Origin of the sequence: Mycobacterium sp. NPDC048908 (genome assembly GCF_043197955.1) — a bacterium.
In the GTDB taxonomy this organism is placed as follows: Bacteria; Actinomycetota; Actinomycetes; order Mycobacteriales; family Mycobacteriaceae; genus Mycobacterium.
Window position 1 is genome coordinate 34,673 of sequence record NZ_JBICUE010000009.1, and the last position, 25,806, is coordinate 60,478.

31 protein-coding genes are annotated in these 25,806 nt (G+C 66.3%); 11 read left to right on the plus strand and 20 right to left on the minus strand.

Annotation, left to right across the window (positions count from 1 at the left end; all coding sequences use genetic code 11):
- Positions 1 to 28 precede the first annotated feature (28 nt).
- Positions 29 to 745 carry an SDR family NAD(P)-dependent oxidoreductase gene (locus tag ACGFK1_RS22270; protein WP_393434235.1) on the minus strand — a complete coding sequence of 239 codons (717 nt, stop codon included), beginning with the start codon at positions 743 to 745 and terminating at the stop codon, positions 29 to 31.
- A gap of 111 nt (positions 746 to 856) precedes the next feature.
- Between ACGFK1_RS22270 and ACGFK1_RS22275 the strand changes: the two genes are divergently transcribed.
- Positions 857 to 1,804: a sigma-70 family RNA polymerase sigma factor gene (locus ACGFK1_RS22275; RefSeq protein WP_393434238.1), complete on the plus strand. Its 948-nt coding sequence runs from the start codon at positions 857 to 859 to the stop codon at positions 1,802 to 1,804.
- On the opposite strand, the gene ACGFK1_RS22280 is transcribed toward ACGFK1_RS22275, so the two are convergent.
- The 5 genes from ACGFK1_RS22280 to ACGFK1_RS22300 all read right to left on the minus strand — a co-directional run bounded on the left by ACGFK1_RS22280 (position 1,746) and on the right by ACGFK1_RS22300 (position 4,367).
- Positions 1,746 to 2,279, minus strand: a complete 534-nt coding sequence (locus ACGFK1_RS22280) for a GtrA family protein (protein ID WP_393434241.1) — start codon at positions 2,277 to 2,279, stop codon at positions 1,746 to 1,748. The genes ACGFK1_RS22275 and ACGFK1_RS22280 overlap by 59 nt on opposite strands.
- Positions 2,280 to 2,330: 51 nt before the next feature.
- Entirely contained in the window at positions 2,331 to 3,191 is an 861-nt protein-coding gene (locus tag ACGFK1_RS22285; RefSeq protein WP_393434244.1) for a rhomboid family intramembrane serine protease, read from the minus strand.
- Positions 3,188 to 3,601, minus strand: a complete 414-nt coding sequence (locus ACGFK1_RS22290) for a VOC family protein (protein ID WP_393434247.1) — start codon at positions 3,599 to 3,601, stop codon at positions 3,188 to 3,190. Before ACGFK1_RS22290 ends, ACGFK1_RS22285 begins: the two co-directional genes overlap by 4 nt.
- A 36-nt stretch (positions 3,602 to 3,637) precedes the next feature.
- Complete coding sequence (locus tag ACGFK1_RS22295) at positions 3,638 to 3,877, minus strand: hypothetical protein (RefSeq protein ID WP_393434250.1); 240 nt, start codon at positions 3,875 to 3,877, stop codon at positions 3,638 to 3,640.
- A gap of 79 nt (positions 3,878 to 3,956) precedes the next feature.
- Complete coding sequence (locus ACGFK1_RS22300; RefSeq protein WP_393434253.1) at positions 3,957 to 4,367, minus strand: VOC family protein; 411 nt, start codon at positions 4,365 to 4,367, stop codon at positions 3,957 to 3,959.
- A gap of 279 nt (positions 4,368 to 4,646) precedes the next feature.
- Here ACGFK1_RS22300 and ACGFK1_RS22305 point away from each other — a divergent pair, with 279 nt between their 5' ends.
- Both ACGFK1_RS22305 and ACGFK1_RS22310 read left to right on the plus strand, forming a co-directional pair.
- The gene (locus ACGFK1_RS22305) at positions 4,647 to 5,045 is read left to right on the plus strand and encodes a heme-binding protein (protein ID WP_393434256.1); all 399 of its coding nucleotides are present in this window, start codon (positions 4,647 to 4,649) and stop codon (positions 5,043 to 5,045) included.
- 83 nt (positions 5,046 to 5,128) lie between these two features.
- Entirely contained in the window at positions 5,129 to 5,578 is a 450-nt protein-coding gene (locus ACGFK1_RS22310; RefSeq protein ID WP_393434259.1) for a hypothetical protein, read from the plus strand.
- On the opposite strand, the gene ACGFK1_RS22315 is transcribed toward ACGFK1_RS22310, so the two are convergent.
- Complete coding sequence (locus ACGFK1_RS22315) at positions 5,575 to 6,006, minus strand: PPOX class F420-dependent oxidoreductase (RefSeq protein ID WP_393434262.1); 432 nt, start codon at positions 6,004 to 6,006, stop codon at positions 5,575 to 5,577. The two genes, ACGFK1_RS22310 and ACGFK1_RS22315, sit on opposite strands and share 4 nt — an antisense overlap.
- 50 nt (positions 6,007 to 6,056) lie before the next feature.
- Here ACGFK1_RS22315 and ACGFK1_RS22320 point away from each other — a divergent pair, with 50 nt between their 5' ends.
- The 4 genes from ACGFK1_RS22320 (at position 6,057) to ACGFK1_RS22335 (ending at position 8,706) form a co-directional block, all read left to right on the plus strand.
- Positions 6,057 to 6,542, plus strand: coding sequence for a peroxynitrite isomerase (locus ACGFK1_RS22320; RefSeq protein ID WP_393434265.1), 486 nt, complete (start codon positions 6,057 to 6,059; stop codon positions 6,540 to 6,542).
- The gene (lipE, locus tag ACGFK1_RS22325; RefSeq protein ID WP_393434268.1) at positions 6,539 to 7,786 is read left to right on the plus strand and encodes a lipase LipE; all 1,248 of its coding nucleotides are present in this window, start codon (positions 6,539 to 6,541) and stop codon (positions 7,784 to 7,786) included. Before ACGFK1_RS22320 ends, lipE begins: the two co-directional genes overlap by 4 nt.
- A gap of 83 nt (positions 7,787 to 7,869) precedes the next feature.
- Entirely contained in the window at positions 7,870 to 8,232 is a 363-nt protein-coding gene (locus ACGFK1_RS22330) for an STAS domain-containing protein (protein ID WP_393434271.1), read from the plus strand.
- Between the two features lie 33 nt (positions 8,233 to 8,265).
- Positions 8,266 to 8,706, plus strand: coding sequence for an ATP-binding protein (locus tag ACGFK1_RS22335; protein WP_393434273.1), 441 nt, complete (start codon positions 8,266 to 8,268; stop codon positions 8,704 to 8,706).
- On the opposite strand, the gene ACGFK1_RS22340 is transcribed toward ACGFK1_RS22335, so the two are convergent.
- Genes ACGFK1_RS22340 through ACGFK1_RS22350 form a run of 3 tightly spaced genes read right to left on the minus strand, consistent with a single transcriptional unit; the run spans position 8,703 to position 11,952 of the window.
- A complete protein-coding gene (locus tag ACGFK1_RS22340) occupies positions 8,703 to 9,152 on the minus strand; it encodes a response regulator (RefSeq protein ID WP_393434275.1) in 450 nt (149 codons plus the stop codon). The genes ACGFK1_RS22335 and ACGFK1_RS22340 overlap by 4 nt on opposite strands.
- Positions 9,149 to 10,747 carry an ATP-binding protein gene (locus tag ACGFK1_RS22345; protein ID WP_393434278.1) on the minus strand — a complete coding sequence of 533 codons (1,599 nt, stop codon included), beginning with the start codon at positions 10,745 to 10,747 and terminating at the stop codon, positions 9,149 to 9,151. The genes ACGFK1_RS22340 and ACGFK1_RS22345 overlap by 4 nt, the downstream gene beginning before the upstream one ends.
- Entirely contained in the window at positions 10,744 to 11,952 is a 1,209-nt protein-coding gene (locus ACGFK1_RS22350) for a PP2C family protein-serine/threonine phosphatase (protein ID WP_393434281.1), read from the minus strand. The genes ACGFK1_RS22345 and ACGFK1_RS22350 overlap by 4 nt, the downstream gene beginning before the upstream one ends.
- A gap of 169 nt (positions 11,953 to 12,121) precedes the next feature.
- On the opposite strand from ACGFK1_RS22350, the gene ACGFK1_RS22355 reads away from it, so the two are divergent.
- The gene (locus ACGFK1_RS22355; protein WP_393434284.1) at positions 12,122 to 12,388 is read left to right on the plus strand and encodes a long chain fatty acid-CoA synthetase; all 267 of its coding nucleotides are present in this window, start codon (positions 12,122 to 12,124) and stop codon (positions 12,386 to 12,388) included.
- 56 nt (positions 12,389 to 12,444) lie between these two features.
- Here the strand turns inward: ACGFK1_RS22355 and ACGFK1_RS22360 are convergent, their stop codons facing one another.
- From ACGFK1_RS22360 to ACGFK1_RS22375, 4 genes are all read right to left on the minus strand, one after another.
- Complete coding sequence (locus tag ACGFK1_RS22360) at positions 12,445 to 12,612, minus strand: hypothetical protein (RefSeq protein ID WP_393434287.1); 168 nt, start codon at positions 12,610 to 12,612, stop codon at positions 12,445 to 12,447.
- A 113-nt stretch (positions 12,613 to 12,725) separates the two neighbouring features.
- Positions 12,726 to 13,850, minus strand: coding sequence for an FAD-dependent oxidoreductase (locus ACGFK1_RS22365; RefSeq protein WP_393434290.1), 1,125 nt, complete (start codon positions 13,848 to 13,850; stop codon positions 12,726 to 12,728).
- Between the two features lie 65 nt (positions 13,851 to 13,915).
- Positions 13,916 to 14,083, minus strand: coding sequence for a hypothetical protein (locus tag ACGFK1_RS22370; RefSeq protein WP_393434293.1), 168 nt, complete (start codon positions 14,081 to 14,083; stop codon positions 13,916 to 13,918).
- Between the two features lie 135 nt (positions 14,084 to 14,218).
- Positions 14,219 to 14,671, minus strand: a complete 453-nt coding sequence (locus ACGFK1_RS22375) for an Lrp/AsnC family transcriptional regulator (RefSeq protein WP_393434296.1) — start codon at positions 14,669 to 14,671, stop codon at positions 14,219 to 14,221.
- Positions 14,672 to 14,751: 80 nt separating this feature from the next.
- Here ACGFK1_RS22375 and ACGFK1_RS22380 point away from each other — a divergent pair, with 80 nt between their 5' ends.
- Entirely contained in the window at positions 14,752 to 15,183 is a 432-nt protein-coding gene (locus tag ACGFK1_RS22380) for a DUF2000 family protein (RefSeq protein ID WP_393434299.1), read from the plus strand.
- Here the strand turns inward: ACGFK1_RS22380 and ACGFK1_RS22385 are convergent.
- The 5 genes from ACGFK1_RS22385 to ACGFK1_RS22405 form a co-directional block, all read right to left on the minus strand.
- Positions 15,155 to 15,856, minus strand: coding sequence for a haloacid dehalogenase type II (locus ACGFK1_RS22385; protein WP_393434301.1), 702 nt, complete (start codon positions 15,854 to 15,856; stop codon positions 15,155 to 15,157). The genes ACGFK1_RS22380 and ACGFK1_RS22385 overlap by 29 nt on opposite strands.
- Entirely contained in the window at positions 15,853 to 16,281 is a 429-nt protein-coding gene (locus ACGFK1_RS22390; RefSeq protein ID WP_393434304.1) for a VOC family protein, read from the minus strand. The genes ACGFK1_RS22385 and ACGFK1_RS22390 overlap by 4 nt, the downstream gene beginning before the upstream one ends.
- A gap of 7 nt (positions 16,282 to 16,288) precedes the next feature.
- Positions 16,289 to 17,152, minus strand: a complete 864-nt coding sequence (locus ACGFK1_RS22395) for a DUF427 domain-containing protein (protein WP_393434307.1) — start codon at positions 17,150 to 17,152, stop codon at positions 16,289 to 16,291.
- A 94-nt stretch (positions 17,153 to 17,246) separates the two neighbouring features.
- Positions 17,247 to 17,876 (minus strand): TetR/AcrR family transcriptional regulator, encoded by a 630-nt coding sequence (locus tag ACGFK1_RS22400; protein ID WP_393434310.1) that lies wholly within the window; start codon positions 17,874 to 17,876, stop codon positions 17,247 to 17,249.
- Positions 17,877 to 17,921: 45 nt separating this feature from the next.
- The gene (locus ACGFK1_RS22405; RefSeq protein ID WP_393434313.1) at positions 17,922 to 18,599 is read right to left on the minus strand and encodes a TetR/AcrR family transcriptional regulator; all 678 of its coding nucleotides are present in this window, start codon (positions 18,597 to 18,599) and stop codon (positions 17,922 to 17,924) included.
- Between the two features lie 116 nt (positions 18,600 to 18,715).
- Between ACGFK1_RS22405 and ACGFK1_RS22410 the strand changes: the two genes are divergently transcribed.
- Positions 18,716 to 20,422: an MOSC domain-containing protein gene (locus ACGFK1_RS22410; protein WP_393434316.1), complete on the plus strand. Its 1,707-nt coding sequence runs from the start codon at positions 18,716 to 18,718 to the stop codon at positions 20,420 to 20,422.
- Positions 20,423 to 20,438: 16 nt separating this feature from the next.
- The gene (locus tag ACGFK1_RS22415; protein ID WP_393434319.1) at positions 20,439 to 21,701 is read left to right on the plus strand and encodes a carboxylesterase family protein; all 1,263 of its coding nucleotides are present in this window, start codon (positions 20,439 to 20,441) and stop codon (positions 21,699 to 21,701) included.
- Here ACGFK1_RS22415 and hrpA read toward each other — a convergent pair whose 3' ends face one another.
- The gene (gene hrpA / locus ACGFK1_RS22420; RefSeq protein ID WP_393434322.1) at positions 21,702 to 25,601 is read right to left on the minus strand and encodes an ATP-dependent RNA helicase HrpA; all 3,900 of its coding nucleotides are present in this window, start codon (positions 25,599 to 25,601) and stop codon (positions 21,702 to 21,704) included.
- Positions 25,602 to 25,806: the final 205 nt, after the last annotated feature.

A 25,806-nucleotide genomic window follows, 5' to 3' on the forward strand; every position in this document is an offset into this window, starting at 1 on the left:
GCGTACGGATACCCACATTCGCCCGAACTCAGCCCACCGGCGCCAACCCTGCCGGGCTGAGGGTGTAGGCGCGATGCTCAGGAGGCCCCGCGGTGGCGATCTCCAGAATCGATTTGCCGACCTGCTCGGCGGTGAGCGCCGGTTGTAGCGACTGCACAAACTGCTCGACATCGATGCCCTGCCGCGCCGCGTACGCCGCGACCGCCTTGGCGCCGAGTTCGGTGGCCGGCGTCAACGACGGCAGTACCGAGACGAAATTGATGCCGAGGCCTGCTCGCTCGGACTCCAGCGCGGCGTACCCGGTGATCAACCGGACCGTGGCCTTCGCGCCCGCGTAGCCGCCACTGAGCGGCGACCCATTGATCGCCGCACCGCTGGACACCACGATCACCGTGCTTCCGGGCGCCAACGGCCGCAGCAGCGCTTCGCGGAGCCAGTGGAACGCCTGCGCCACATCGACATTCCAGTTCTCGCTGAAGGACTCCCACGTTTGTTCCTGAAGTGGGCTCATCTGCGGTGCGGCACCGGCGCAGAGCACCACCGTGTGGGGCGACAATTGGTCGATGAGCCGGTGGGCGGTCGCGGCGTCGGCCACGTCGGCGTTGACCGTCGCGCCGCTGCGGGCGACCCCGACGACGTGCGCTCCCGCGGCGGTGAGTGCCTCGGCGATGCCTCGGCCGAATCCTCTGCTGGCACCGGTGACGATTGCTGTCGAACCGGCCAGGGTGATGTTGGGTTGGTTCATACCAACTCAGAGCCACCGCACCGGTCGAAATCATCGGACGGCCCCGCCGATGAATTGGGGCCGTCGCTCGCATCTGTATTGGGGAAGCATGTTTCGTAGAGGAGGACACCCGTGCCGGCCCAGCAGGAATTCATCGAGCAGGCGGCGCCGTTTCGCGCCGAGTTGATCGCGCACTGCTACCGGATGCTGGGCTCGGTGCAGGACGCCGAGGATCTGGTTCAGGAGACCTATCTGCGTGGCTGGCGGGGATACGAAGCCTTCGAGGGGCGCGCGGCGCTGCGGACATGGCTGTACCGCATCGCGACCACCGCGTGTCTGCGGGCGCTGCAACACCGTGCCCGCCGGGTGCTGCCCGCCGGACTGGGCGCGGGTTCGGTCGACCCGGACATCGACATCGATGCGAGTAAGGCCGGGTACCCGTGGCTGGAACCGATCCCCGACACCTTCACCCCCGAGGTCGCGGCGGCGACGCGACAGAGCATCCGGTTGGCCGTTGTCACCGCGTTGCAGGAGCTTCCCGCGCGACAACGCGCGGTGTTGATCCTGCGGGATGTGGTGCAGTTCAGCGCCGCCGAAGTGGCCGAGCTGCTTGAAACCACACCGGCCGCGGTGAACAGCGCGCTGCAGCGGGCAAGGGCTCATCTGGCCGAGGTGGCACCGAGCGAAGACGACCTCGCCGAACCCGAGGATCGTGAGTTGATCGCATTGGTCGAACGCTATTGCGCGGCGTTCGAAAACGGTGACATGGCCGCGCTGACGGCGTTACTGCGGGACGACGTCAAGCTCGAAATGCCGCCGTTCGCAGTCTGGTTCACGGGCCGAGATGCAGTGACGAGATTCCTCTCCGCGCGAGGGTTCGGGCAGCCAGGCGCGGTGCTGATGGTGCCGACCTCCGCCAACGGGCAACCCGCGGTTGCGGATTACCGCCGCGACGCCGCCGCGGTGCTGCGGGCGCATGCGATCCATGTGCTGACCCATGGCGGCGACGGAATATCCGCCATCACCGTGTTTCTCGACCCAGGCCTTTTCGACGTATTCGGGCTGCCGCGGACCCGTTAGGCGGTCGACGCCGGAACACCACCCAGCGCATCGCGCTGTACATGTAAACCGCTTCACAGCCGCCTGCCAGTACCCGCGCGGCGTGGTACTCGACACCGAGTGCCACCAGTCCGCTGGACGCGCCGAGCACAAACGCAAAGTAGTTCACCGCCACCACCACGACGTAGACCGCGAATTGCGGCCCCACCGGGTCGTGTGATCGGAAGTTGAAGACGCGGTTCAGGACATAACTCATCGCGAATGCACATGCGTAGGCCACCGTCACCGCAACGGCCAGCGGCGCGTTGAGTCCACCATGCAGCACGGTCAACAGCACAAGGTCGACCGCGAACGTGAGGCTGTTGAGTACCGCGAAGCCCAGAAACGTCGGGGCCACAACGGAATCCAAACCGAGCGGAAGGCGGGCAACGACTCGTTCGCACATTCGATGGAACGTGTCGACGGGCCGAGGCGATGCCTCGGACTTCACGCTCATGTTGCCACGCTGACATGCTGAGGTGGCCGGCGGCTGAGCGGTGGACGAACGTCAGGTGACGCCGAATCGGGTGAGTAGATCCGTTGTCCGCCACCCGATCAGCGCGATGAAGATGACCAGCAGGGCGACCGACGCGGACGCCTGGATCAGCGTGCGCCGCTCGCGGGGGGCGTAGGCGTACGCGGCCGCGACGACCGCTCCGGTGACCAGCCCGCCGATGTGGCCCTGCCAACTGATCTGCTGACCGCCGAGCGCCGGAATCACGAACGTGAACGCGAGATTGAGCGCGATCAGCCCGACCACCCAACCGACGTTGAGGTTGAGCCGCTTGCTCACCACGAAGTACGCGCCGAAGAGCCCGAACACTGCACCCGACGCTCCGGCGGTCGCCGCGCCGAGCGGGGAGAGCAGGTACACCAGCACCGAACCGCCCAGCGCGCTCAGCGCGTACAACGCGGTGAACCGCACTCTGCCCAGCCAGTTTTCGAGCGGGGCACCGATCACGTAGAGCGCATACATGTTGAACAGCAGGTGCGCGATGCCATAGTGCATGAACGCCGACGTCACCAGCCGGTAGTAGTCGCCGTCGGCGACAGCGGGGGCGAACAGCACGAGCGTGCGCTGGAGGCCGGGCGTCGCCGCTTCCAGAACGAACAGCAGCACGTTGAGCGCGATCAGCGTGTAGGTGACGACGGGGGCGCGGTGACCTTGGCGTGCGCCCGTCACCGTCTGCGGCTGACGTACCGACTTGGCGGCCTCGTGTACACACTCCGCGCACTGATGGCCGACCGCCGCGCTTCGCATGCATTCCGGGCAGATGGGCCGGTGGCAGCGCGTGCAGCTGACATAGGTGACGCGGTCGGGATGTCGGTAGCAGGTCGGTGGGGCCTGCGGCGTTGGCGGGTAGCTCACAGCGTGCCGAACAATTCGATCCAGTTGCCGTCCGGATCGGCGACGAACATCCAACCCATACCTGGCACCGGCGCGAACTCCGTCACAGGCTCGACGATCTCGTAGTCGGAGGCAGTGAACGCCTCAGCGACGGCGCGCAGGTTTTGCACCCCGATGGTGAAGTATCTGACCCCGGCTTGGGCGCGGCCGCCGCCCGGCGCGGCCGGTTCCGGTGGCGGCGGGTCGTACGTCACGAGCTTGATCACGTTCTTGCCCAGCGAGTAGCGCCGCTGTGAGCCGCCAGGGAACTCGACGTCACCTTGGCACTCCAGCCCGAGAAAGCCTTCATAGAAGCCGACCATCGCGTCGAGGTTCGTCGTCACAAGACCGACTTCAATGCCGGGAGTGAGCAGGTCGAATCGCACGGCCACGAGCGTACCGATGGCCGTCGCGGGTGCCTGCCGACGCTAAGTGCAGGGGATGCCGTGCGGGCCGCCGATCCAATGACCGGGCGGGGAATGCCAGGGACACCACTGTGCCATGTCGCCCGGTCCCGGCCACACGTTCACATCCGGTACCCAGTCTCCCGGCCCGGGGATCCATGGAATGTTCGGGCCCCAGTGTGGATCAGCCTGGGCCACCCCCGCGCCGACTGCCACCGCGCCGAGTGACACCGCGATGGCAGTCGCGGCCGCAGTTTTCTTCATATACATCTCTGCCCCCTCTTGAGCAGGGCTCACCTTCGACCATACGACCGGCGAGCGATCGCCGAAAGGGCGCGCAGATCTAGTCGTCGACGCCCCACACCAGGCAGAAGGTGTGTCCCGCCGGATCGCGGAACACCCTGAACTGGGTTTCGCCGACCTCGTCGGTCACTCGGCTCGCACCGAGGTCGAGCGCCGCACGCTCGGCGACCTCGATGCTGTCGACGACGACGTCGAGGTGGAACTGCTGGGAACCATGCGGATCCGGGAACGTGGGCGGTTCGTGCTCAGGTGAATATTGGAACGCCAACCGGTGGCCCCCGTGGTCGGTGAGTACCACCCAGGTGTCATCAGCAGCGTCGACGGTCCCGCCGATGAGGCCGGCGTAGAACGTCGCGAGAGCCCTCGGATCCTTGCAGTCGACCACCACTGAGCGAAGTTGTCCGATCATGACGTCCGGGTTGCCGTTCGCGCCGCCGACCAACCGCGCCACCGCGCCTTGAATAACAATTCGGTCACTATGCAAATCACGATCAGTTAAGAACTCCCGGCAAATTCTGAGAGTTTTCAAGATCTAATTGCCGATTCGTTCGTTGTGCATACCGAATTCGGGCCGTTTTGAGGCCTTTCTCACGCCGTTGAGCGGTAACGCTTTTCGCGCCACCGCCGTCGTCCCCGCGCGCGGAGTTTGAGCGCTTTTCCATTCGGTTACCTTGGTATTCGGGGCCGGGGGAATCAGCGACAAACCGCAATTCGAAGGAAGAAATTGATCATGAAATTCAGTGGTATCACTGCACGCCGGCGCGTCGCCGGTGTCGCTGCCGGCTGCCTGCTCGGGGGCGTAGCTGTAGCAACCATCGCCGCGCCCAACGCCGTGGCGGCGCCCGACTGCTCGGCAGCAGGCGTATCCAACACCGTCAGCTCGACGCTGGGCTCGGCCCGCGGCTACCTGAACACCCATCCGGCCGCCAACCAGGCCGTCGGGGCGGCTTTCAGCCAGCCCCGCGACCAGGCGTCGGCCACGTTGCGGGACTACTTCACCGCCAACCTTGGTGAGTACTACGACCTCAAGGGCATCCTGGCGCCGATCGGTGACACCCAGCGTCAGTGCAACGTGTCGGTGTTGCCGCCCGAGCTTGCGTCGGCCTACAGCGAGTTCATGGCCGGCTAGTTCGACCCACCACGACCGCCCGCTGCAGCGCTTGGCTGTAGCGGGCGGTTTCGTTAGCACGGCTTAACGACTACTCTGTGGGCATGAGGCCGACAAGAACCGCCGCTGTCGCGGCAGCGCTCGTCTTGGTTGGCTGTGGCGCATCGACGGCGGTCGCCTCCGCGGATCCACCGCCGACACCGCCGCCACCCGGACCCAAGACCACCATCGACGCCGACGGCACCTACGCGGTTGGCAAGGACATCCAACCGGGCACCTACAGCTCGGCCGGCCCGGTCGGTGACGGCGCGTGCTACTGGAAGCGCACCAGCGGAACGGACATCGTCGACAACGCATTGTCGAAGAAGGCGCAGATCGTTGCGATCGAGCCCACCGACACGTCGTTCACCACCAACGAATGCCAGGCTTGGCAGCTGACGGACCAGCCGGTCCCGCAGAGCGGCCCCGGTGACCTGATCGGCGCGCTTGGTCAGCTGGGCCAGATCATCGCCCGCAACCCTGGCACCCCGCCGCCCGCCAATCCCGGCGGCTAGCGCAGCTTTTCGCCATACACCCGGTCCACCGTCATCGCCATCAGCACGCGGCGGTCGGACACCATCGCCGCGCGGTACTCGTCCCAATCGGGGTGTTCGCCTGCCGCCGCGCGGTAGTAGTCGACAAGCGCTTCCACTTCGGGACCGTGCGGGTCGCTGCCCGGTCCGGTCAACGTCACCGCACCCTCTGCCGTCGCCCACGACCAACCGTCGGAACTGGTGACCTCGAGCGCGGCTCGTGGATCGCGCCGAAGGTTGGTCGTTTTGGCGCGGCCCTCGGTCATCGACACATAGATGATGCCCGCGCCGCGGTCGTAGAACGGGGTCACCGGCGACAGTTGCGGCAAGCCGTTGGCCTTGATGGTGGCCAGCACGCCGAGCCGGCTGTCTTCGATCAAGGTGTGGGGGTCAAAAGTGATGGCGGTCATGTCAACCGCCAACCCGCGATCCCCTGCCTGCTATTCCGTACTCTGACGGCGTGGCCGATCTGCATGCGGGCATCGCTGCCCTGGCGCCGTTGTTGGGCACCTGGTCGGGGCGCGGCGACGGTGTTTACCCGACGATCGAATCGTTCGGCTATCTCGAGGAAGTGACCTTCACCCACGTCGGCAAGCCATTCCTGATCTATCGGCAACGCACGAGTGCTATCGAAGACGGGAGGCCGTTGCACGCGGAGACCGGATACCTGCGCTCCCCGTCGCCTGATCGGGTCGAACTGATGCTGGCACACCCGACCGGCGTCACGGAGATCGAGGAGGGCACGCTGTGCACCGAGACCACGATCTTGGCGTTGGAGTTGACCGCGACGGCGATCGGCCGCACCGCGTCGGCCAAAGAAGTGACCGCAATGAGCCGCTCGATACGCATCGACCGTGACCAGCTGACCTACACGGTCCGCATGGGCGCGGTCGGCCAGCCGCTGCAGGATCATCTGATGGCAACGCTGCACAGGACAAATGCATGACAGAAGACGGACGGATTCGCGTTCCCGCCGACCTGGACGCGGTCACCGACATCGGTGAGGAAGACCACTCGGCGGTCGATCCCGCGTCCGTCGAACGCATCTGGCAGGCTGCGCGGCACTGGTATCGCGCAGGCATGCATCCCGCGATCCAACTCTGCCTTCGGCACAACGGCAGGGTGGTGCTCAACCGCGCGATCGGGCACGGCTGGGGCAACGGGCCCGGTGATCCGCTGGACGCCGAAAAGGTAGCTGTCACAACCCAAACCCCGTTCTGCGTGTATTCCGCGGCCAAGGCGATCACGACGACCGTTGTGCACATGCTGGCCGAGCGCGGCGCGCTGTCCCTCGACGACCGGGTGTGCGACTACCTGCCCAGCTACACGAGCCACGGCAAGGATCGGACCACGATCCGGCACGTGCTGACGCACAGCGCTGGCGTGCCGTTCGCGACGGGACCTCGACCGGACCTCAAGCGCATGGACGACAGCGAGTACGCCAGGGAGATGCTGGGCAACCTGAAGCCGATCTACCGTCCGGGCCTCGTGCACATGTACCACGCGCTGACCTGGGGCCCGTTGGTGCGTGAAATCGTTTCCGCCGCCACCGGCAAGAACATTCGCGAGGTGCTGGCCGACGAGATCCTCGATCCGCTCGGCTTCCGGTGGACGAACTACGGCGTTGCCGACGCCGATGTCCCACTGGTCGCCCCGAGCCACCCGACGGGCAGGCCGCTCCCGGCGCCGATCGCGGCGGCGTTTCGCACCGCAGTCGGGGGCACGATGCACCAGATCATCCCGTATTCGAACACCCGCCAGTTCCTCACAGGGGTAGTGCCGTCGTCCAATACCGTGTCGACCGCCGACGAGCTGTCCCGCTTCGCCGAAATCCTGCGTCGCGGCGGCGAACTCGACGGAGTGCGGGTCATGAGTGTTGACACCCTGCTGGCGGCGACCAGGGAGTGCCGCAGGCTGCGGCCCGACATCGCTACCGGGTTGATGCCCCTGCGTTGGGGCACCGGGTACATGCTCGGCTCGAACCGGTTCGGCCCGTTCGGGCGCAATGCGCCCGCCGCTTTCGGCCACACCGGGCTGGTGGACATTGCGGTGTGGGCCGACAGGGAGCGGGGGCTGGCCGTCGGCGTCATCAGCAGCGGCAAACCGGGCAGACACCGGGAAGCGAACCGTTACCCGGCGCTGCTCGACCGGATCTCCGCGGAGTTTGCCCGGACACCGGTGAATGTTTAAAGATCGGGGAAACGGTTAATGGGGAGGTAGCCGCCGGACCACGCGCAAATGGCCGACGGTTTCAGTCATGTTGGAGGTAAAACGTGTCGAGCCAATCTGCAGCTAGTCAGTGCACCATCGCGCGCAAGCGCATCGATGCGGTCGAGGTGCTGTCCGTAGCAGGGGTGGTCGACATGCTCACCGCTTCGCAACTCGAGGAAGCGATCGCCGCCGCGGCCGAAGATACGCCGCATGGCGTCGTCGTCGATCTCAGTGCCGTCGAATTTCTCGCCTCGGCAGGCATGGGCATCCTCGTCGCCGCGCGCGACGAACTGCCCGAGTCCGTGCACTTCGCGGTCGTCGCCGACGGGCCCGCCACCAGTCGCCCGCTCAAACTCGTCGGGGTCGCCGACGTTGTCGGGCTGCATGCCACACTCGACGAAGCCCTTGCCGCGTTGGCGGCATAACAAGGCCGCGAACGGGGTAGCCAGCAGGCCGAGATGTCATCTTCCGGAACGCTTTGTAACAGATCACAGTTCGCGTATAGCGACGCCCGTGCTGACCCTTCGACCGCTGCGGCCATCCGACGGGAATTCTCTGAGTGGTTGCACTCGCACTTCGTGCTCGACGCGTCGAAGGCCTGTGATGTGGTGCTCGCCGTCAACGAAGCGATGGCCAACGCCGCGGAGTACGCCTACGCGACCGCCGACGAACCCGGCGTGATGCAGGTGCAGGCTCAGTACGACGAGAATGCAGCCACGCTGACAGTCACGGTTGCAGACCGAGGCGCGTGGCGTGACCGCGATCCCGGCGCCCGGGAACTCAAGCGGGGCCGCGGAATCCCGCTCATGCAGGCGCTCGCCGACCAGGCCACAGTCGACACGTCGCCGACAGGCACCCGAGTGTGCCTGGAATGGACCGGGGTCGACGCGGCGCGCTAGAACTGGGGCAGCCGCACCACCTGAACGAAGAACTCGTCGATCTGCCGGACCGCGCTCATGAACTGGTCGAGGTCGACGGGTTTGGTCACGTAGGCGTTGGCGTGCAGCTTGTAGCTGCGCAAGATGTCCTCTTCCGCCGATGACGTGGTGAGCACCACGACGGGAATATGGCAGAGGTCCGGATCGGATTTGATCTTCTCGAGTAGCTGCCTGCCGTCGTATTTGGGCAGGTTCAAATCGAGCAGGATCAGATCGGGACGCGGGGCGTCGGTGTACGGACCACGTTGGTAGAGGAAGTCCAGCCCCTCCTCGCCGTCATGCGCGACGTGCAGGGTGTTCTTGATCTTGTTGTGCTCGAACGCTTCCCGAGTGATCAGTTCGTCGCCAGGATCGTCTTCGACAAGTAGCACGTCGATCGCTCGACCGTCGTCGCGTTGTGACGTCATTCGGAAGCTCCTTCCAGCATGGCCGCCGGCTTCTGCTCCGGTTCGGCCTTCGATTGAACGGGCAAGGTGAATTGAAAGCGCGTGCCCCCGGTGTACGAGGAGTCGATCCAGATGTTTCCGCCGTGGTGTTCGACGATCTTCTTGCACAGGGCAAGTCCGATGCCCGTGCCACTGTATGCATCACGGCCGTGCAGGCGCTGGAAGATCACGAAGACCTTGTCGGCGAACTCCTGCGGGATGCCGATGCCGTTGTCCGACACCGTGAAGATCCAGTCGACCTCGCCGTCGCGGACCCGTTGCTCGCACTCCACGACGACCTTCGGCGCCACCCCTTCCCGGCGGAATTTGACCGCATTTCCGATCAGGTTCTGCCACACCATCGCCAACAGCGTGGGGTCGCCTTCGACGAGTGGCAAACCCGTTGCGGGCGTAATGATCTCGGCGCCGGACTCGTCGATGGCGGTGGACAGGTTGCCGAGGGCCACGGACAGGGTGGCGTTCAGGTCGACTTCGGTGGAGGTGGCGTTGAGCCGGCCCACCCTCGAGAAGGTGAGCAGATCGTTGATCAGTACCTGCATGCGCTTGGCGCCGTCGACAGCGAAACCGATGTACTCGATGCCCCGCTCGTCCAGCTTGTCGCCGTAACGCTTCTCGAGCAGCTGACAAAACGAGGTCACCTTGCGCAACGGCTCCTGTAGATCGTGGGATGCGACGTAGGCGAACTGCTCAAGTTCCGCGTTCGAGCGTCGCAATTCCACGGTCTGCTCGTCGAGCGCCTCGCTCGCCGACCTCGACGCGTCGAGTTCTTCGACGATGCGCTGCCGCATGTCCTCGACGTCGGCCGCGATGCCTCGAATGTCCTTGGGGCCGCGTGGAACAATGCGTTCGCCGAAATTACCTTCAGTGATGCGTTGGCACGCCGCGGCCAGCGCAGCCAGCGGTCGGGTGACCACGCCTCGCACCAGTACGGCAAGCAGCACTGTCATCACGAATAACGTGACGATCACCCCGATGAGCACCACGTTGCGCCAGTCGCGCGCGGTCTGCAGCTCGTCGACACCTGCTTGCCGCGCCGCGGCCAAGTTCTGGTTCTGGGTGTCGAACAGTGCTCGCAGCCGGTCGAATTCGGCCTTACCACGCTCCGCAGTGACGTTGTCCACCACCGACGGCCTGCCCGGCGTGACGCTGGCGATCAGCGGGTCGGCATAGTTTCTTCGCCAGTCTGCGGCCGCCTCTTCGATGGCATCGAGGTCGTCGACCGCTTCACGGTGATATCCCATCCGGGCGCGGATGGCGTCGGCGGCCGCTTGTTCGGCGCGTTGCCCCGCGAAGTAGGGGTCGAGGAACTGACGGTCTGCCGCGATCGCGTATCCGCGCAGCGCGGTCTCCTGATCGCGCAGCGCCGCCTGCAACTGATAAGCCGCCACCCGCGCCGGCTGAATGTTGTCGACCAACTCGGCGGAGACGTCGTCGGTGCGGTGCAGCAGGATGCCGCCTGCGATCGCTCCGGCGAGCACGACCGCACCCATGACCGACAGCACGAGGTTCTGCCAGCCCTGCACAGTCAACCGGCGGGCGCCCTCGGGTGCCGTCATCGCGGCGTCCGCTCGACACGAACCACCGCGATGTCGTCGGTGTGCCCGCCGTGCGTCCGCGCCCGTGCCTCGACCTCGCCGATGAGCGCGTCAACGAAGGCGGCGCCCGGCAGCGCAGCGAGTGAGCGGGCCAATTCGAGCAGGCCGTCCTCTCCGAGACGTTCGTTGCCTCGACCGGAATGGCCCTCGAACAAGCCGTCGGTGAGCAACAGCAGGCCGTGGCCCTCCGGCAGTTCGTGCTCGTTGACCGGCCACTCGCGTGCACCAAGACCCAGCGCGGGGCCCGCAGCCGGTTCGATCCACTTCACATCACCGTTGCCGTGCATCAACATGCCGGGATGCCCCGCGCGGACCGCGTCGAACCGCCGGCTGTCGGGGGCGAAGGCCAAACTCAACAGCGTGGCGAAGATGCCCTTCGCCGGACGTTCGGTCAGCAGAATCCGTTCCAGTTGATGCATCCGCTCGTTGCCCCGCAGCCCGGCGAATGTCAGTGCGCGCCAGCCGATGCGCAAGGCCACCCCCAGCGCGGCTTCGTCCGGCCCGTGCCCGGCGACGTCACCGACCATGACATGCACCGTCCGGTCCGGTGTCTGTACGACGTCGAAGAAGTCGCCGCCGAGAAGGGCATACGCCCGGCTCGCGCGGTACCGGGCTATGACGTCGACGCCAGGATCGTCGAGCAGTAGTGGCGAAGGTTGGAGGCCGCGCTCGAGCCGGGCGTTCTCCCCGGCGCGCAACTGGCTGGCATGCAGTTCGACCGCGGTCAGTTCGGCGCGCTTGCGCTCGATCGCATACAACAGCGAGCGCCGAAGCGTTTCTGGATCGACCCGGCCCTTGACCAGATAGTCCTGCGCGCCCGATGCGACCGCAGAGACACCGAAATGCTCGTCGTTCAGCCCGGTCAGCACCACGATCGGGATGGCTGGATCGCTCTTGCTCACACGCTCGAGGGCGTCGATGCCGTTGGCGTCGGGCAAGTTCAGGTCAAGCAGCACACAGTCGGGGCGCTTGCGCACCAGCGATCGTTGCGCCTCGGAAACCGATGGCGCCCATGCGAAGTCGATGTCGACTGCGGCGTCGGCAATCAGTTCCTCGACCAAAAGAGCGTCGGCCCTGTCGTCCTCCACCAGCAGCACCGATAGCCGGCCCAGTCCAGGCACGCGAGCGACAGCGGGGTTGTCCTGCGGGTAGTGCGGGGCGCGCATCGGTTATCACGTCCTTACGTAACGTCACCCCGGCCGCGCTGACCCTTCTTCAGTGAACCCCACGACCATACAGACTCAGTCGAAATGCCTCATCCGGCGCTCACAGATTAGGCCTTGACGCCGTCAGGCAGTACGCTTTCCCGCGGTTCCTCGTCGCCCAGGAGAGAGCATGCCCACGCAGTTCGCCTCACGGAGCGTTTCCGCACAGCCCGCCCGCAGTGGCCGTTTCATTCGCAGGGTGCCGGGACTGACCGCAGGTCAATGCTTTGAGATCGAGGTCAGCCCCGAAGTCACCGGCTGGGTCATCCGCGTCCCCGAGATCGGCGGGGTGACGCGCACCAGCCACCGGGTCGCGGTCGAGGTCACCGCGCGCAAGTACATCGCCGCGCATACCGGCATTCCGATCGGCTACATCTCGGTCATCGTCCGCGATTAGCCCCAGAACATGACAAGAGGGGCACCCCATAGGGGCACCCCTCTTGCTTGCGGGGGTCAGCGGCCGTTGCCGAAGCTCGGGGTGGTGCTGCCGACGGTGGCCTTCTGCTGGATGTCGTGCACCCACTCGTGATGACCGACGTCGGCTTGGGCGGCTCCCGCGAAGCCGAGGACCGCGGCGGTCAGCCCGCTTGCGATGACTGTGGCAAATCCAAACTTCTTCATTGTGGTGCCCTCTTCTGTGTGTTCTTCTTTGGTCTTCAACCGGTCTGATTGATCAAACACACAGGTCAAAGCTTTAATTCCGGTGGCAGTAATTGATCGCCGGTTGGCAGCAATCAGTCCAGTGGACGGTTTTCCCGCACACCCCGGTAGATGCCCCAGCGGACGATGAGCGGCATCAGTACCCGCTCGAACGACCATGCCGGGAACGTGAACGCGCGACCGTTCGGCGCGAAGACCTCGAGCCCGTCGGGTTGGATCCCGACCACCGAACCCCATCGCCGCTTCGGCGGGCGATAACTGCGCATCGGCTTGCCGGCGAACGACGCGCGGACATTGTGGGCGAGCAACGCGTCGGCCCGGTTTCTGGCGGAGGTGCGCAGCGGGTCCGTCGCCGCGACATCGCCGACCGCGAACACATCCGGGTACCCGGGCACCCGCAGTTCCGGGGTGACGCGGACGAAGCCGTCTTCGTCCAGCATGTCGGGAGGCAGCCAGTCGGTGTTGGGCCGTACCCGGCCGATCGCCCACACCACGGCGTCGGCCGACGCCGGTGGCTGCCCGGTGCTCCACTGCACCGGGTCGCTGCTGATCCGATCGCACGCGAAGCCCTCGGGTATCACCGCGCGATGCCCGGGATGCGACACCACTGCGGCCTGATCGAGCCTGCGCTTCACTCGCTCCCACGCGCGTGGGTGGTGGTCGACGAGCGCGCGATCTTTCGGGAAGTAGAGGTCGACCCGCGTGCCGGGCCACGTCCTGGCGATGTTGACCGCGCTGCTGATCGCGGCGGCCCCGCCGCCGACCACGATCACCGAATCCGCCTCGGCGAGCCGCTGGTGGGCGGCGCGAAGGTCGGCGGCCACCTCGTCGGCGGACTGGAAATGCGGCCTGCGCCAGAACCCGTTGCTCACACCGGTGGAGATGATCAATACGTCGTACGCCTCGGCCGAGGTGGAGCCATCGTCGTGGCGCACAACGACTTTGCGCGCGGCCACATCGAGTCCGGTGAGCGTGCCGTGCACGGTCCGCACCCGGTCGAGCCCGCGAAACTTGTCGAACGGGATCCAATTGGCGCGCGCCCAGTCGTGTGGCCGCGACAGCCGCCAGCCGAGTTCCTGGCCGCTGACCAACGCCGGTTTGGCCGATATTCCGACAACGTCGGCGTGCCGGGCCAATCGGATGGCGGTGAGGACGCCGCTGTCGCCGAGGCCGGCGATCACGACGTGACGGGTTTCCATGCCGACACGCTGACATAGCAAGAGGGGCACCCGCAGCGGGATGCCCCTCTTCCAGAATTCGTTGATCAGCGGCTCTGGTGCACGCTCGTGTCGACGTGCGGTACGGACACCTGCGGCTGGATGTCGTAGATCCAGTCGTGGTGGATGGCGTCCGCCTGTGCCGGGCCTGCCAACCCGAGGACCGCCGCAGCCAATCCGCTGGCGATCATGGCGGCGAATCCGAACTTCTTCATTTCGATGCCTTCTTCTGTCTGTGTTGCCGGCCGATTTTGTAACTGGATTGGCCGGTCTGACCGGTTAAACCACGAGCTCAACACTTTAATTCCGCTGGCAGGAATTGATCGCGGGTTGGCAGTATCGAACCGGTTTCAGGCCGGACCGACGACGTGATTCTGCAGATGGTCGAACACCACTTCGGTCCGCACCCCCGCCACTTCCCGCCGCTTCGTCAGTGAGTCCAGCACAAAGTCGCGGAGCGCCTCGGTGGACTCGACGGCCACCAGGATCAGCAGATCCTCGGGACCGGTCGTGACGAACACCTGCAGCGTCTCCGGCAGGCCGATCACGAAATCACGGAAGCCCTGGACGATCTCACGCGACTGCGGGCGAAGCCGGACGGTGACCATACCTTTCACCGGTCTGCCCATCTTGGCCATGTCGGTGCTGGCGTGGATGCCGGTGATCACCCCCCGCGACCGCAAAGCGCGAACCCGTTCGAGTGCCGTCGACGGCGCGACGCCGAGCATGGTGGCGAGGTCGCGATTGCTGCGCCGACCATCGCCTTGCAACGCGGCGACAATCGCCGAATCAAGTTCGTCCACCGGCGCTCCTGACGTCGATCAGCCGAATTATATTCGGCAAACGCGCCGATCAACGCTTCAACCGCCTAGCTTTCTGCGCTATGACTGCTCAACTGATCGGTCCGGCGCTCATCACCAAGATCGCCGTCGTCATTCGTGACGACCTGGCGGTGTGGCAGAAGCTGAACATGACCGCATTCTCGGCCAGCGGGGTGGCGGCCACCGCGCCGGAGGCCATCGGCGAGAACTACGCCGATGCGGACGGTACCCGATACTCGCCGATGTTCGGGCAGCCGGTGATGGTGTTCACCGCCGACGCCGGACGCCTGGTCCGCACGCTCGAACGGGCGTTGTCGCGCGGCGTGGTGCCGACGGTGTTCACCGCGGAATTGTTTTCCACCGGCGACGACGAGGCGAACCGTGCGGCAGTGGCGGCGGTACGCCGCGACGAACTCGATCTGGCAGGCATCGCGATTCGCGCCGACCGCAAGACCGTCGACAAGGTCACGGCGGGCTTGCGGCTGCACCCCTAGCCAATTGCCGCGCGAGCGCGGGTAGATCGTTCGCCACATACGTCGGCTGCGGAAGTCCGTCGAGCCGTAGCGGCGCGTTGCCGGGGCGGGTGATCAATGCCCCAGCGAAGCCCGCGCTCTGCGCCCCGATGAGATCCCACACATGCGCGGCGACCATCATGCAATCCTCCGGCGCAACCCGTAGCTCGTGGCACACATGGTCGTAGACGTGCCTTGCCGGCTTGAATGTGCGGCAGGCGTCGACGCTGAACTGGCGCTCGAAGTAGCCGCCGAGTCCGGCGTTTTGCAGCGGGCTGGGCCCGTCCGGAACGGGTGGCGAGTTGGTCAGCGTCACCAGCCGAAACCCGTTGTCGCGCAATAACTCCAGTCCCTCGGCGACGTCGGGATGCGCAGGCATGGTGAGCATCGCGCGCCTGATACCGGCCAGGTCTGCCTCGGTGATCGCTTTGCCGTGGACTTCGCCGAGCATCCGCAGCACGCCCTGGCCGAGTGTGAAGAAGTCGAGGTAATTTTCGGAGACGGCGGCGGTCATCGAATACGTCACGAGCTGACCGAACCACGTCCGCACCATTCGCGCGTCACCGAAGATTTGCTCGAAAACCGGTGCGATGGCGTCGAGTTCGATCAACGTCTCGTTGACGTCGAACACCAACACCGTCGGTGCCGCGGTCATCGGTGGCCGACTTCCTGAAGTACCCATCCGTTGCCGTCGGGATCGCGGAATTCGGCGAAGGTGGCGTAGTCGGTCCTGTCCGGATCGAGGCCGGGACTGTACCCGCCCTGCCATTGGCCGTCGTGGGTGTCCTTGTGCCGGATCTCGCCGACATCGACGCCCCGCTCGCCGAGTTCACGTCGCACCGCGTCGACGTCGGGCACCACCAGGTAAAGGCCCCGCATCGAACCTGCGGGCGCATCGGTCAGTCCGACGCCGAATTGAATCGAGGTGGCCGACCCTTTGGGTGTCAACTGGATGACCCGGAAGTTTGGGGCCGGCGCGTAGTCGACGTCGAGGCCGAAGCCAACCTTGTCTCGGTAGAAGGCCAGTGACCGGTCAGGATCCGTGACAGGGAGGATGACGACTTCCAGTGAAGCCTGCATCTCGGCCTCACACCTTCTGCAGAATCTCGTCGACGTCGAGACCGCGGTCGACGCCGTGTGGCACCACGTTCTGGCCCGGTTCGAGGTGCAATTGTTCACCGTCGAGGAAGACGTCGATCTTGTCGGGTTCGAACGACAGCAGGTTGGTCACGCGCGCCACCTCGGGCCACGCTTCGACGTATGACCAAGCGGCGCGTTGGTGGGCGCCCACGGTGTAATAACTGGCCAGTCCCTTGTAGGGACAAAACGTCTGACCCTCGACGAGGACAAGTGCGGATTCGTTCACATCCTCACGCGGGACATACCACCGCGGCGCGAAGCCGGATTCGTAGAGGGCGAGCGGTCGATGAGTGTCGGCGACGACCTGGTCGCCGTCCCGGACCACGAGATGGCGTGAGGTGGAACGGATGTCGATGCGGTGGTAGAAGTCGGCGGCATGTCCGACGATGCGCTCGTCTTCTTCGTAGAACGCATCCATTGCCCGCCATGCAAACGCCACCCGGTCGGCGAGGACGCCGGCATGCTCCGGCAGCGAGTCGAACTCCCACGCCGCGTGAGTCGCCTGATGTCCCTCAACGCGAACCGTGAACCAGTGAGTGTCGCCGAGGTCCCGGTGTGGGGTCACTCGGTCCTCTGAGGTCAACACGCCCTGCTGGATATCGGCTCTCGGGAAGTAGGCCACCGGATAGCGCCCCGGTTCATGGAGCAGTACGACGTCCTTGCTGTCCGCGACGAACTGGTCACCGAACTTGACGCGCATCCGGCGGCGCAGCGGCTCTGCGTACAAAAGCCGCTCCGGCATCGGCTGTGGAGTCAGGAAATGCCCGACCGCCGCGGTGGCCAATGGTCCCTGTTGCCACGCGAGTCCCATGGTTACATCCTCTCGAATTGGGCTATATAACCCACTATTCTGCCCCTGTGCCCACAGATGTCCAGGCTCGTCCCACTGTCAGAACGCTGTCAGATCAGCGCCGGCGCTTCGGCGCGAAGCCGCGCACGTAGTCGACCGCGGCATTGACCGCAACGCGCATCGGTTCGACGCTGTCGCTGGCATGGGTGAGCATCGCGCCGCCCTGGTGCGCGATGACCAGCGCGACGGCGAGGTGGCGTGGGTCGGCATCCTCGCGGAGATCGCCGCGGTCGCGCATGGCCGTCAGCCCGGCACGGAACAGCGCGATCCACTGGTCATAACACCCGGCGAAGTCGTCATGGATCTGGTCGTCGGCTTCCAGCAGTTCGCCGACCAGCGAGCCGAAGAAGCATCCGCCGCGGCGGTACACCTTCTCGGCATCGGCCACACATGCGTCCGCCCAGGCCTGCAGCGCATCCAGATTGTCAAGGGATCCGAGGCTGGGTTGCGCGTGGAATCGCAGCGTGTCGTCGCGGCGCGCGGCGATCACCTGACGAGTCAGGTCGCGCTTGTTACCGAAATAATGGCCCAATTGCGAACCACTGACGCCCGCCGCGGCGCGTATCGCCTCCAGGCTGGTGCCCTCGACGCCGTGCTCGAACATCAACTCGGCGGTGGCGTCGACGATGCGTTGACGTACCGCTCGCCCTTTGCGGGTGAACCGGGTAGAGCCGTCGTCGGTCACGGTCTCGCCACCTTCGGCACACACAACTCGTTTTGCGGGCCGAGCCTACCTCGGCCTGCGGCGGGCACGTGGACGGCGCGGCGGGCGCGGCAACCGCTCCGCCGGGTCCTCGGCGAACGTCCTCAAATAGTTGACCGCGTACCGGACCGCATCGGCGTGCGGCCACTCCTGGCGGTATGCGAATGCGAGTGTGCCCCCACCCTGATGAGCGGTGACGATGACCAATGCCAACTGGTGCGGATCGGCGTCGGCGACCAGCAGTCCGCGCCGCCGCATGCCGGCAACAGCCTCCTCGAGCAGTTCCACCCACCGCCGGTAACCGGCCGCGAGGGTCTCGCGCGTCTGCGCATCAGACTTCATCAGCTGTCCGGCCAACGCGTGGTAGGTCGGCGTGCCTTCGTAGCCAATCTGCTTGAGATAGCGCATGTTCAGGTCGATCCAGCGCTCGAAATCGTCGAACGACTGCAGGCCACCGAGTTTGGGCTGCCGGTGAAAGGTCAGCACGACCTCCGCCTGTCGATTGATCACCGCACGAATCAACGCCTGCTTGTCCGTGAAGTAGTGCGCCAGCTGAGACCCACTGACCGAGGCCGCCTTGCGCACGTTGGCCATGCTCAGCGATGACAGGCCGTCGGCGAGGATCAGCTCAGCGGCGGACCTCACGATTCGTTCGCGAGTGGACCTGCCCTTCGCTGTCACCGGTTGGTCGTCGGCACACGCCACGGCGTCAGGCTACCCGCCGATGACGCGATTATGGGCCAGCTGGCCCATTCCTGTCAGTTCCGTGTCCGCCCATCGGTGTTACGTTGAGGAACCAACCGCTGACCTGAGGAGGCAGCATGACTGCCAGGCTGGTTTCCGTGAACGTCGGTATGCCGAAAGACGTGTCGTGGAACGGTAAGACGGTCCGCACCGGAATCTGGAAGGCCCCGGTCGACGGACCCGTGATGGTGCGCAGGCTCAACGTCGACGGAGACGGCCAGGGCGATCTCGCCGGTCACGGCGGCGAGCAACGGGCGGTGATGGTCTACCAGACCGAGTCGTACGACTACTGGCGCGACTACCTTGGCCGCGACGACCTGGTGCCCGGCAACTTCGGAGAGAACTTCACCGTCACCGGCATGGCCGATCATGACGTCTGCATCGGCGACCGATACCGGATCGGCGATGCCGAGTTCGAGGTCACCCAACCCCGCGTGACCTGCTTCCGTGTGGGCATGCGTCTCGGCGTGCCGGAGATGCCGAATCTTCTTGTCTCTCAACATCGACCAGGGTTCTACTTCAGGGTCATCGCCGAGGGCACCGTGCAATCGGGCGACGATATCGTGCTGACACGCCGGGGCCCACATGAGCTCAGCGTCGCCGACGTCGACGCACTTTTGTACTTGTCGGGCCGCGACACGGCCCTGCTAAGCAAGGCCGTCGACGTGCCCGCCCTCAGCCCGGGCTGGCGGCAATCTTTTCACGACATGCTCGCCGAGGATGAGAAGTCCAGCGCCCCAACACAAGCCGGATGGCCGGGATTTCGGCCGCTGCGGGTGGCCGCCACACATCACGAGAGCCCGGCGGTGCTGTCCATCCGACTGGAACCTGACGACGGCGGCGCGCTGCCCGCTGCACTTCCCGGGCAGTACCTCACGGTGAAGCTTCCCGACGCGGGCGATCCGGCACCGATGCGCAGTTATTCGTTGTCCGGGCCGCCAGGCGCGCAGTACTACCGCATAAGCGTCAAACGCGAAGAGCACGGACAGGTCAGCCGGTGGCTGCATACCCATGCCACGGCGGGCCTGGTCTTCCAGTGCGCGGCGCCGAGGGGCGACTTCTACCTCGTCGAGGGCAGTGGCCCCGTCGTGTTGGTGTCCGCAGGCGTCGGCATCACACCGGTGATGGCGATGGCTCATGCGTTGGCGGCCGCGAAGAGCACCCGACAGATCTGGTGGCTGCATACGACACAGAGCGAAGCGACGTACGCATTCGCTGACGAGGTCGCGGCGCTGCTCGATGCGCTGCCTGACGCGCACCCGTACGTGTTCTACACCCGGGGCGGTGACGCGCCCGGGCGGCTGGATCGGCGATCGATCGCGGCGCTGGGATTGCCCACCGATGCGACCGCGTACCTGTGCGGTCCCGCGGCCTTCATGGCCGACATCCGCGCCGCCCTGGTGGCCGCGGGATTGGGTTCGCAGCACATCCACAGCGAATTGTTCGGCGCGCTGCCGCCGATCAATCCCGGTGTCGTCGGCGACCCTCCCCCGATTCGCCCGCATCCACCCGGCGGCCCACCCGGGGCAGGTCCGCGAATCACCTTCGCCCGCAGCGGACTCACCGTGCAGTGGTCACCGCGTTTCCACACGCTGCTGGAACTGGCTGAGGCATGCGACGTGCCGACGCGGTACTCCTGTCGCAGCGGCGTCTGCCACACCTGCGTGACCGCGGTGATCGAGGGCACCGCCGACTATCGCGAGCCCCCGCTGGACGAACCGGCCGAAGGCTCGGTGCTGGTGTGCACCACAACGCCGCGCACAGACCTCGTCTTGGATCTGTGACGCTACGGTTGACGATGTGCAGTCTCGACGCCTCGATCCTCCCGCAGGACCGCTGCTGGCATCAGACGACGGCACCCTGCTGCATGCCCGCGGCGTTCGCTACGCACGAGCGGCCCGTTTCGCGGCGCCGCAGCCCATCGCTTCGTGGTCCGATGTCCTCGACGCGAGGAGCCGAGGTCCGGCCTGCCCGCAGATGTCCTCGCGGTTGGAGTGGGTGACCGGACCTGTCGTCAACGGCCTGGCCCAGAGCGAAGACTGCCAGGTTCTCTCGGTCACCGCGCCAAGCGATGCGGACCGGTTACCCGTCATGGTCTGGTTCCACGGCGGCGCGTACGTGTCCGGCAGTGGTGAAGCGCCGAAATACGACGCCGACGCGCTCGCACGGGATGGTCGCGTCGTCGTGGTCAGGGTCAGCTACCGACTGGGTGTGCTCGGCTATCTGAGTCCCAGCGGACCCGACAATCTCGGCCTGCGCGACCAGATCCTGGCGCTGCAATGGCTGCGCGAGAACATCGCGGCCTTCGGCGGTGATCCCGATCGAGTGACGGTCTTCGGTCAGTCCGCAGGCGCGGACTCGGTGTACTCGCTGATGCTGTGTGACCAGACGCCGGGATTGTTTCACCGCGCGATCATGCAGAGCGCGCCACTGGGGGTGCTCGCCGGCCGCGACGCGATGACAGCGGCGATGCGCGCGGCGGCGGCAGCGGTCAGCACGGGGGAAGTGCTGGACGCCCAGACCGCGGCCGCGGCGGCCGCCGCGCGATTCGGTCTGGTCAGCGGCATGCCGTTCGGTCCGATCATGGGACTGGATCCGCTGCCACCTGAGTCGCAGGCCGGAGCGCGACTGGCGGACGCGGCCCAGCGCATCGACTTGCTCATCGGCTACACCCGCCGCGACGGCGCGCCATTCGTCGCCATGGACCGGCGCATTGCGCGACTGAAACGGTATGGCCCCCTTGGCCGTATCGCAGAACGCGCCGCCTCGGTCGCGATGACACGGCGCGCTTTCGGCAGGCCCGCGCGTCGGCTGGCGCGACTGTGGCGCAAGCACGGCGGCCGCAGTGCGACGTTCCGCGTGGACTGGGCGCCGTCACGGATGGGGGCGTGTCACTGCATCGAGTTGCCGTTGCTGTTCGACGTAGCGGCATGGGCTGACGCTCCGATGCTCGGTGGCAGGCCCGTCGACGCCCGACTCGCCGAGACGATGCGCCGCAATTGGACCGGCTTCGCACACCGCGGCGTCGACGGGCTCGATTCGGCCGCATTGCGGTTCGGATAATCAGGGTGTGATCGCGGCAATCGCCCGGTAGATCCGCTGCTCGCTGACCGGCCGCGCGGTGCCGAGCTGCTGCGCCCACAGGCTGACCCGCAGCTCCTCGATCATCCAGCCGATGTCACATACGTCGTCGCCCGCTGACCGCGACGGTGAAAGCGCTTGCCGCAGTTCGTCATAGGCATCCTCGACGGCATGCACGCGCTGCATCCGATCGCGGTCGCCCGCGGTGTCGCGGGGCAACCGCTCCAGCCGACGACCGATGGCGGTCAGGTACCGGGCGAGGTCGCCGAGTCGCGCTGCGCCGGTGGCCGTGACGAAGCCGTTGCTCAACAGGCGGTCGAGTTGCGCGCGGATGTCGGCGACCGCGTCGGCCTGCGCAGGCGACGGCTGGCCGGGTATCGCCACCTCAACGTCGTTGGCCACGGTGAGCACCTTTTCGACACGCCCGACGATGTCCAGCGTCCTCGACGCCAGCGAGCCTGCCACCCGCCCAGCCAGCGTGTCGAACTCCGCACGACTCCACACGACGGTAGGGGCCAACACCGCGGCGGCCGCGTCCGCGCAGTCGTCGAGCAACGCGGTCAATGACCCGTCCGGATTCGAGCCGAGCAGTAGGCGCGCACGCGGGTTCAGTTGCCGTTCACATGATTTCACCAGTGAGGCCACCGTCAGCCGTAGCAGCCGTCGCATGCCGGGCCCCATCGCGGCATCCCGTTCAGATTCGGTCGCGAACACGCGCACGTCCACCGCGGCCCCAGCGTCGACGAATGCGGGGTAACCACGCACGGTGTGGCCCCCGCTCCTGCGTTCGATGACACGGGGCAACTCGTCGAGGTCGTCCGGCCAGCCGCGCAACCCGGTCCGTTCCAGCCCTGCGGCCACCGTCGCCGCCACCGCCTGCCGCGTCGGCGCGGCCAACTGGTCTTGCAGGACCGCGAGATCTTTGCCACGCGCGACCTCGGTGCCGTCGGACTCGACGGCGAAGGTCACCCGCAGGTGTGACGGCAACTTGTCCAAGTCGAAGGCATCGATCGGGACCAGCACGCCCGACAACCGCTGCAACGCGCGCTGCAGCGATTGCAGCAGCGGTTCGGTGCCGGGCTCGAGCGTGCCCAACACCGCGCGTGCGGTGTCGGGCGCGGGAACGAAGTTGCGCCGCAGGTCTTTCGGTAGCGAACGGATCAGTGCGGTGACGAGTTCCTCGCGCAACGCGGGGACGTGCCAGGCGAACTCGTCGCCGCCGAGTCGGGCGAGCACCTCAACCGGCACGTGCACGGTGATGCCGTCGTCCTCGGCCCCCGGTTCGAACTTGTAGCTCACCGGAAGGGACAGATCACCCGCCTGCCATGCGTCCGGCCGATCGGCCGCTGGGTCGTCGGCGCGCAGCAGATCGTCGCGGGTGAACGTCAGCAGATCCGGTGTGCGGTGACGTTGCTTCTTCCACCACGCGTCGAAGTGCCGCGCCGAGACCACGTCGGCAGGGACGCGGGCATCGTAGAACGCGTAGATCTCGTCGTCACCGACGATCAGATCGCGTCGACGGGCCCGCTCCTCGATGTCCTCCAATTCCTCACGCAGCCGGGCGTTGTCGCGAAAGAAGTGGTGCCGGGTTTGCCAGTCGCCCTCCACGAGGGCGTGCCGGATGAACAACTCGCGGGCAACGTCGGGTTCGATCTGCGCGTAGTTGACGCGGCGCCGCGGCACCAGCGGCAGGCCGTAAAGCGTCACCCGTTCGAAGGCCATCACGGCGCCGCGTTCGGCCTCCCAATGCGGTTCGCTGTAGCTGCGCTGCACCAGGTGCTCGCCGATCTTCTCGATGCCTTCGGGCTCGATGCGCGCCGCGATTCTGCCGTAAAGCCTGCTGGTTTCCACCAGTTCAGCGACGACGACCCAGCGCGGTGGCCGCTTGCTCAGAACCGATCCTGGCGCCAGCATGAACCTGGTGTTGCGGGCACCTGTGTAGTCGCGCGATTCCCCTTCCCGCAACCCGATGTGCGAGAGCAGACCTGCGGCCAATGCGGCGTGGATACGCGCGGGATCGGCATCCTCGTCCCCTTCGCGGATGCCGATGTCCCTGGCGATGCTGCGCAATTGCCCGGCCAGGTCCTGCCACTCGCGGATCCGCAGATAGTGCAGGAACTCCTCGCGACACATCCGCCGGAATGCGTTGCCGGACCGTTCTTTTCGTTGCTCGCGCAGGTAGCGCCACAGGTTCAGGTAGGAGATGAAGTCCGAGCGCTCGTCGGCGAACCGGGCGTGCTTCTGCCGCGCGGCCTCCTCGCGGTCGGCGGGTCGCTCCCGCGGGTCGGGGATGGACAGCGCCGCGGCCAGCACCAACACCTCCCGCACACACCCCTCGGCGTCGGCCTGCACGATCATCCTGCCGATTCGCGGGTCGACCGGTAGCCGCGCGAGGCGCCTGCCGACGTCGGTGATCGCGTCGTGGCGGTCGAACGCGCCGAGTTCCTGAAGCAGCAGCACCCCGTCGCGGATGCTGCGCTTATCGGGCGGATCCAGGAATCCGAACTGCTCGATCTGCCCGAGTTGCAGTGCGGCCATCTGCAGAATCACCGCGGCGAGATTGGTGCGCAGAATCTCGGGATCGGTGAACCGCGGCCGTGATCGGAAATCCTCTTCGGAGTACAGGCGTATGCACACACCCGGCGCGACACGGCCCGACCGGCCTGCGCGCTGCGCGGCCGACGCTTGCGAAATCGGCTCGATCGGCAACCGCTGCACCTTGGTCCTGCGGCTGTAGCGCGAGATCCGTGCGGTACCGGGGTCGACGACGTAGCGGATACCCGGCACGGTGAGTGACGTCTCGGCGACGTTGGTGGCAAGCACCACCCGGCGGCCGGTGTGCGGGGCGAAGACCCTCTGCTGTTCGGCGGTGGGCAGCCGGGCGTACAGCGGCAGCACCTCGGTGTGTTCATCGACAGCGCCACGCAATACATCACTGGTATCCCGGATTTCGCGTTCACCGGACAAGAACACCAGCACATCGCCTGGCGGCTCTTGCTCCAGTTCGTGGATCGCGTCGACGATGGCCTCGGTCTGGTCGCGCATCTCGGTGCGGACGATCTCGTGGTCGGGGTCGTCGGGGTCGTCATCACCGTCGTCGGCCGCAACCACGACTTCCAAGGGGCGGTAACGGATTTCGACGGGATAGGTGCGGCCGGACACCTCGACGATCGGCGCGCCGCCGAAGTGGGCCGCGAACCGTTCCGGTTCGATGGTCGCCGACGTGACGATCACCTTCAGGTCGGGTCGCCGCGGCAACAGTTCCCGTAGATACCCGAGCAGGAAGTCGATGTTCAAGCTGCGTTCATGCGCTTCGTCGAGGATCAGCGTGTCGTAGCGCAGCAGCCTGCGGTCGCGCTGGATCTCGGCGAGCAGGATGCCGTCTGTCATCAGCTTCACCAGCGTGCGGTCGCTGGCCTGGTCGGTGAAGCGCACGGTGTAGCCGACGGCGTCGCCGAGCGTGGTGCCGAGTTCGTCGGCGATCCGCTGCCCGACGGTGCGGGCGGCAAGCCGGCGCGGCTGGGTGTGCCCGATGGTGCCGCGGATGCCGCGGCCCATCTCCAGGCAGATCTTCGGCAGCTGGGTGGTTTTGCCCGAACCGGTCTCACCGGCGACGACCACCACCTGGTGTTCGGTGATGGCCCTGGCGATCTCGTCACGCCGGTCGCTGACCGGCAGATCCGGGTAGGCGATCGTCGGCACGGCGGCCTGACGGGTGGCGACCAGCGCCTCGGCGGCGGTGAACTGCTCGGCGATCTGCGCCAGCTTCTCCGGCGTGACCCCACCGCGCAGATTCTTCAGCCGGCGGCCGAGCCGGGCGGCGTCGCGGATTGTCAGTCCGTCGAGGCGCTTTCGAAGCTCGGAGGCGGACGGCTCGGACACTCGGGCAAGGATAGCCCGGCCGTGCGCGCGACGAGATCGACGAAATGGCGCCATCTACTCGCCCGAACTCACGTTTAGCTGGGATCGCAGGTCAGGGGCCAAGCCAGCTAATTTGTGCATTCTATGCCGACTGGGCCTCCGCGACTAAGTCGGGTCGGCGGCAAACGCCCCGCTATCCATGGCCCACTCCTTCGACCGCAACGTT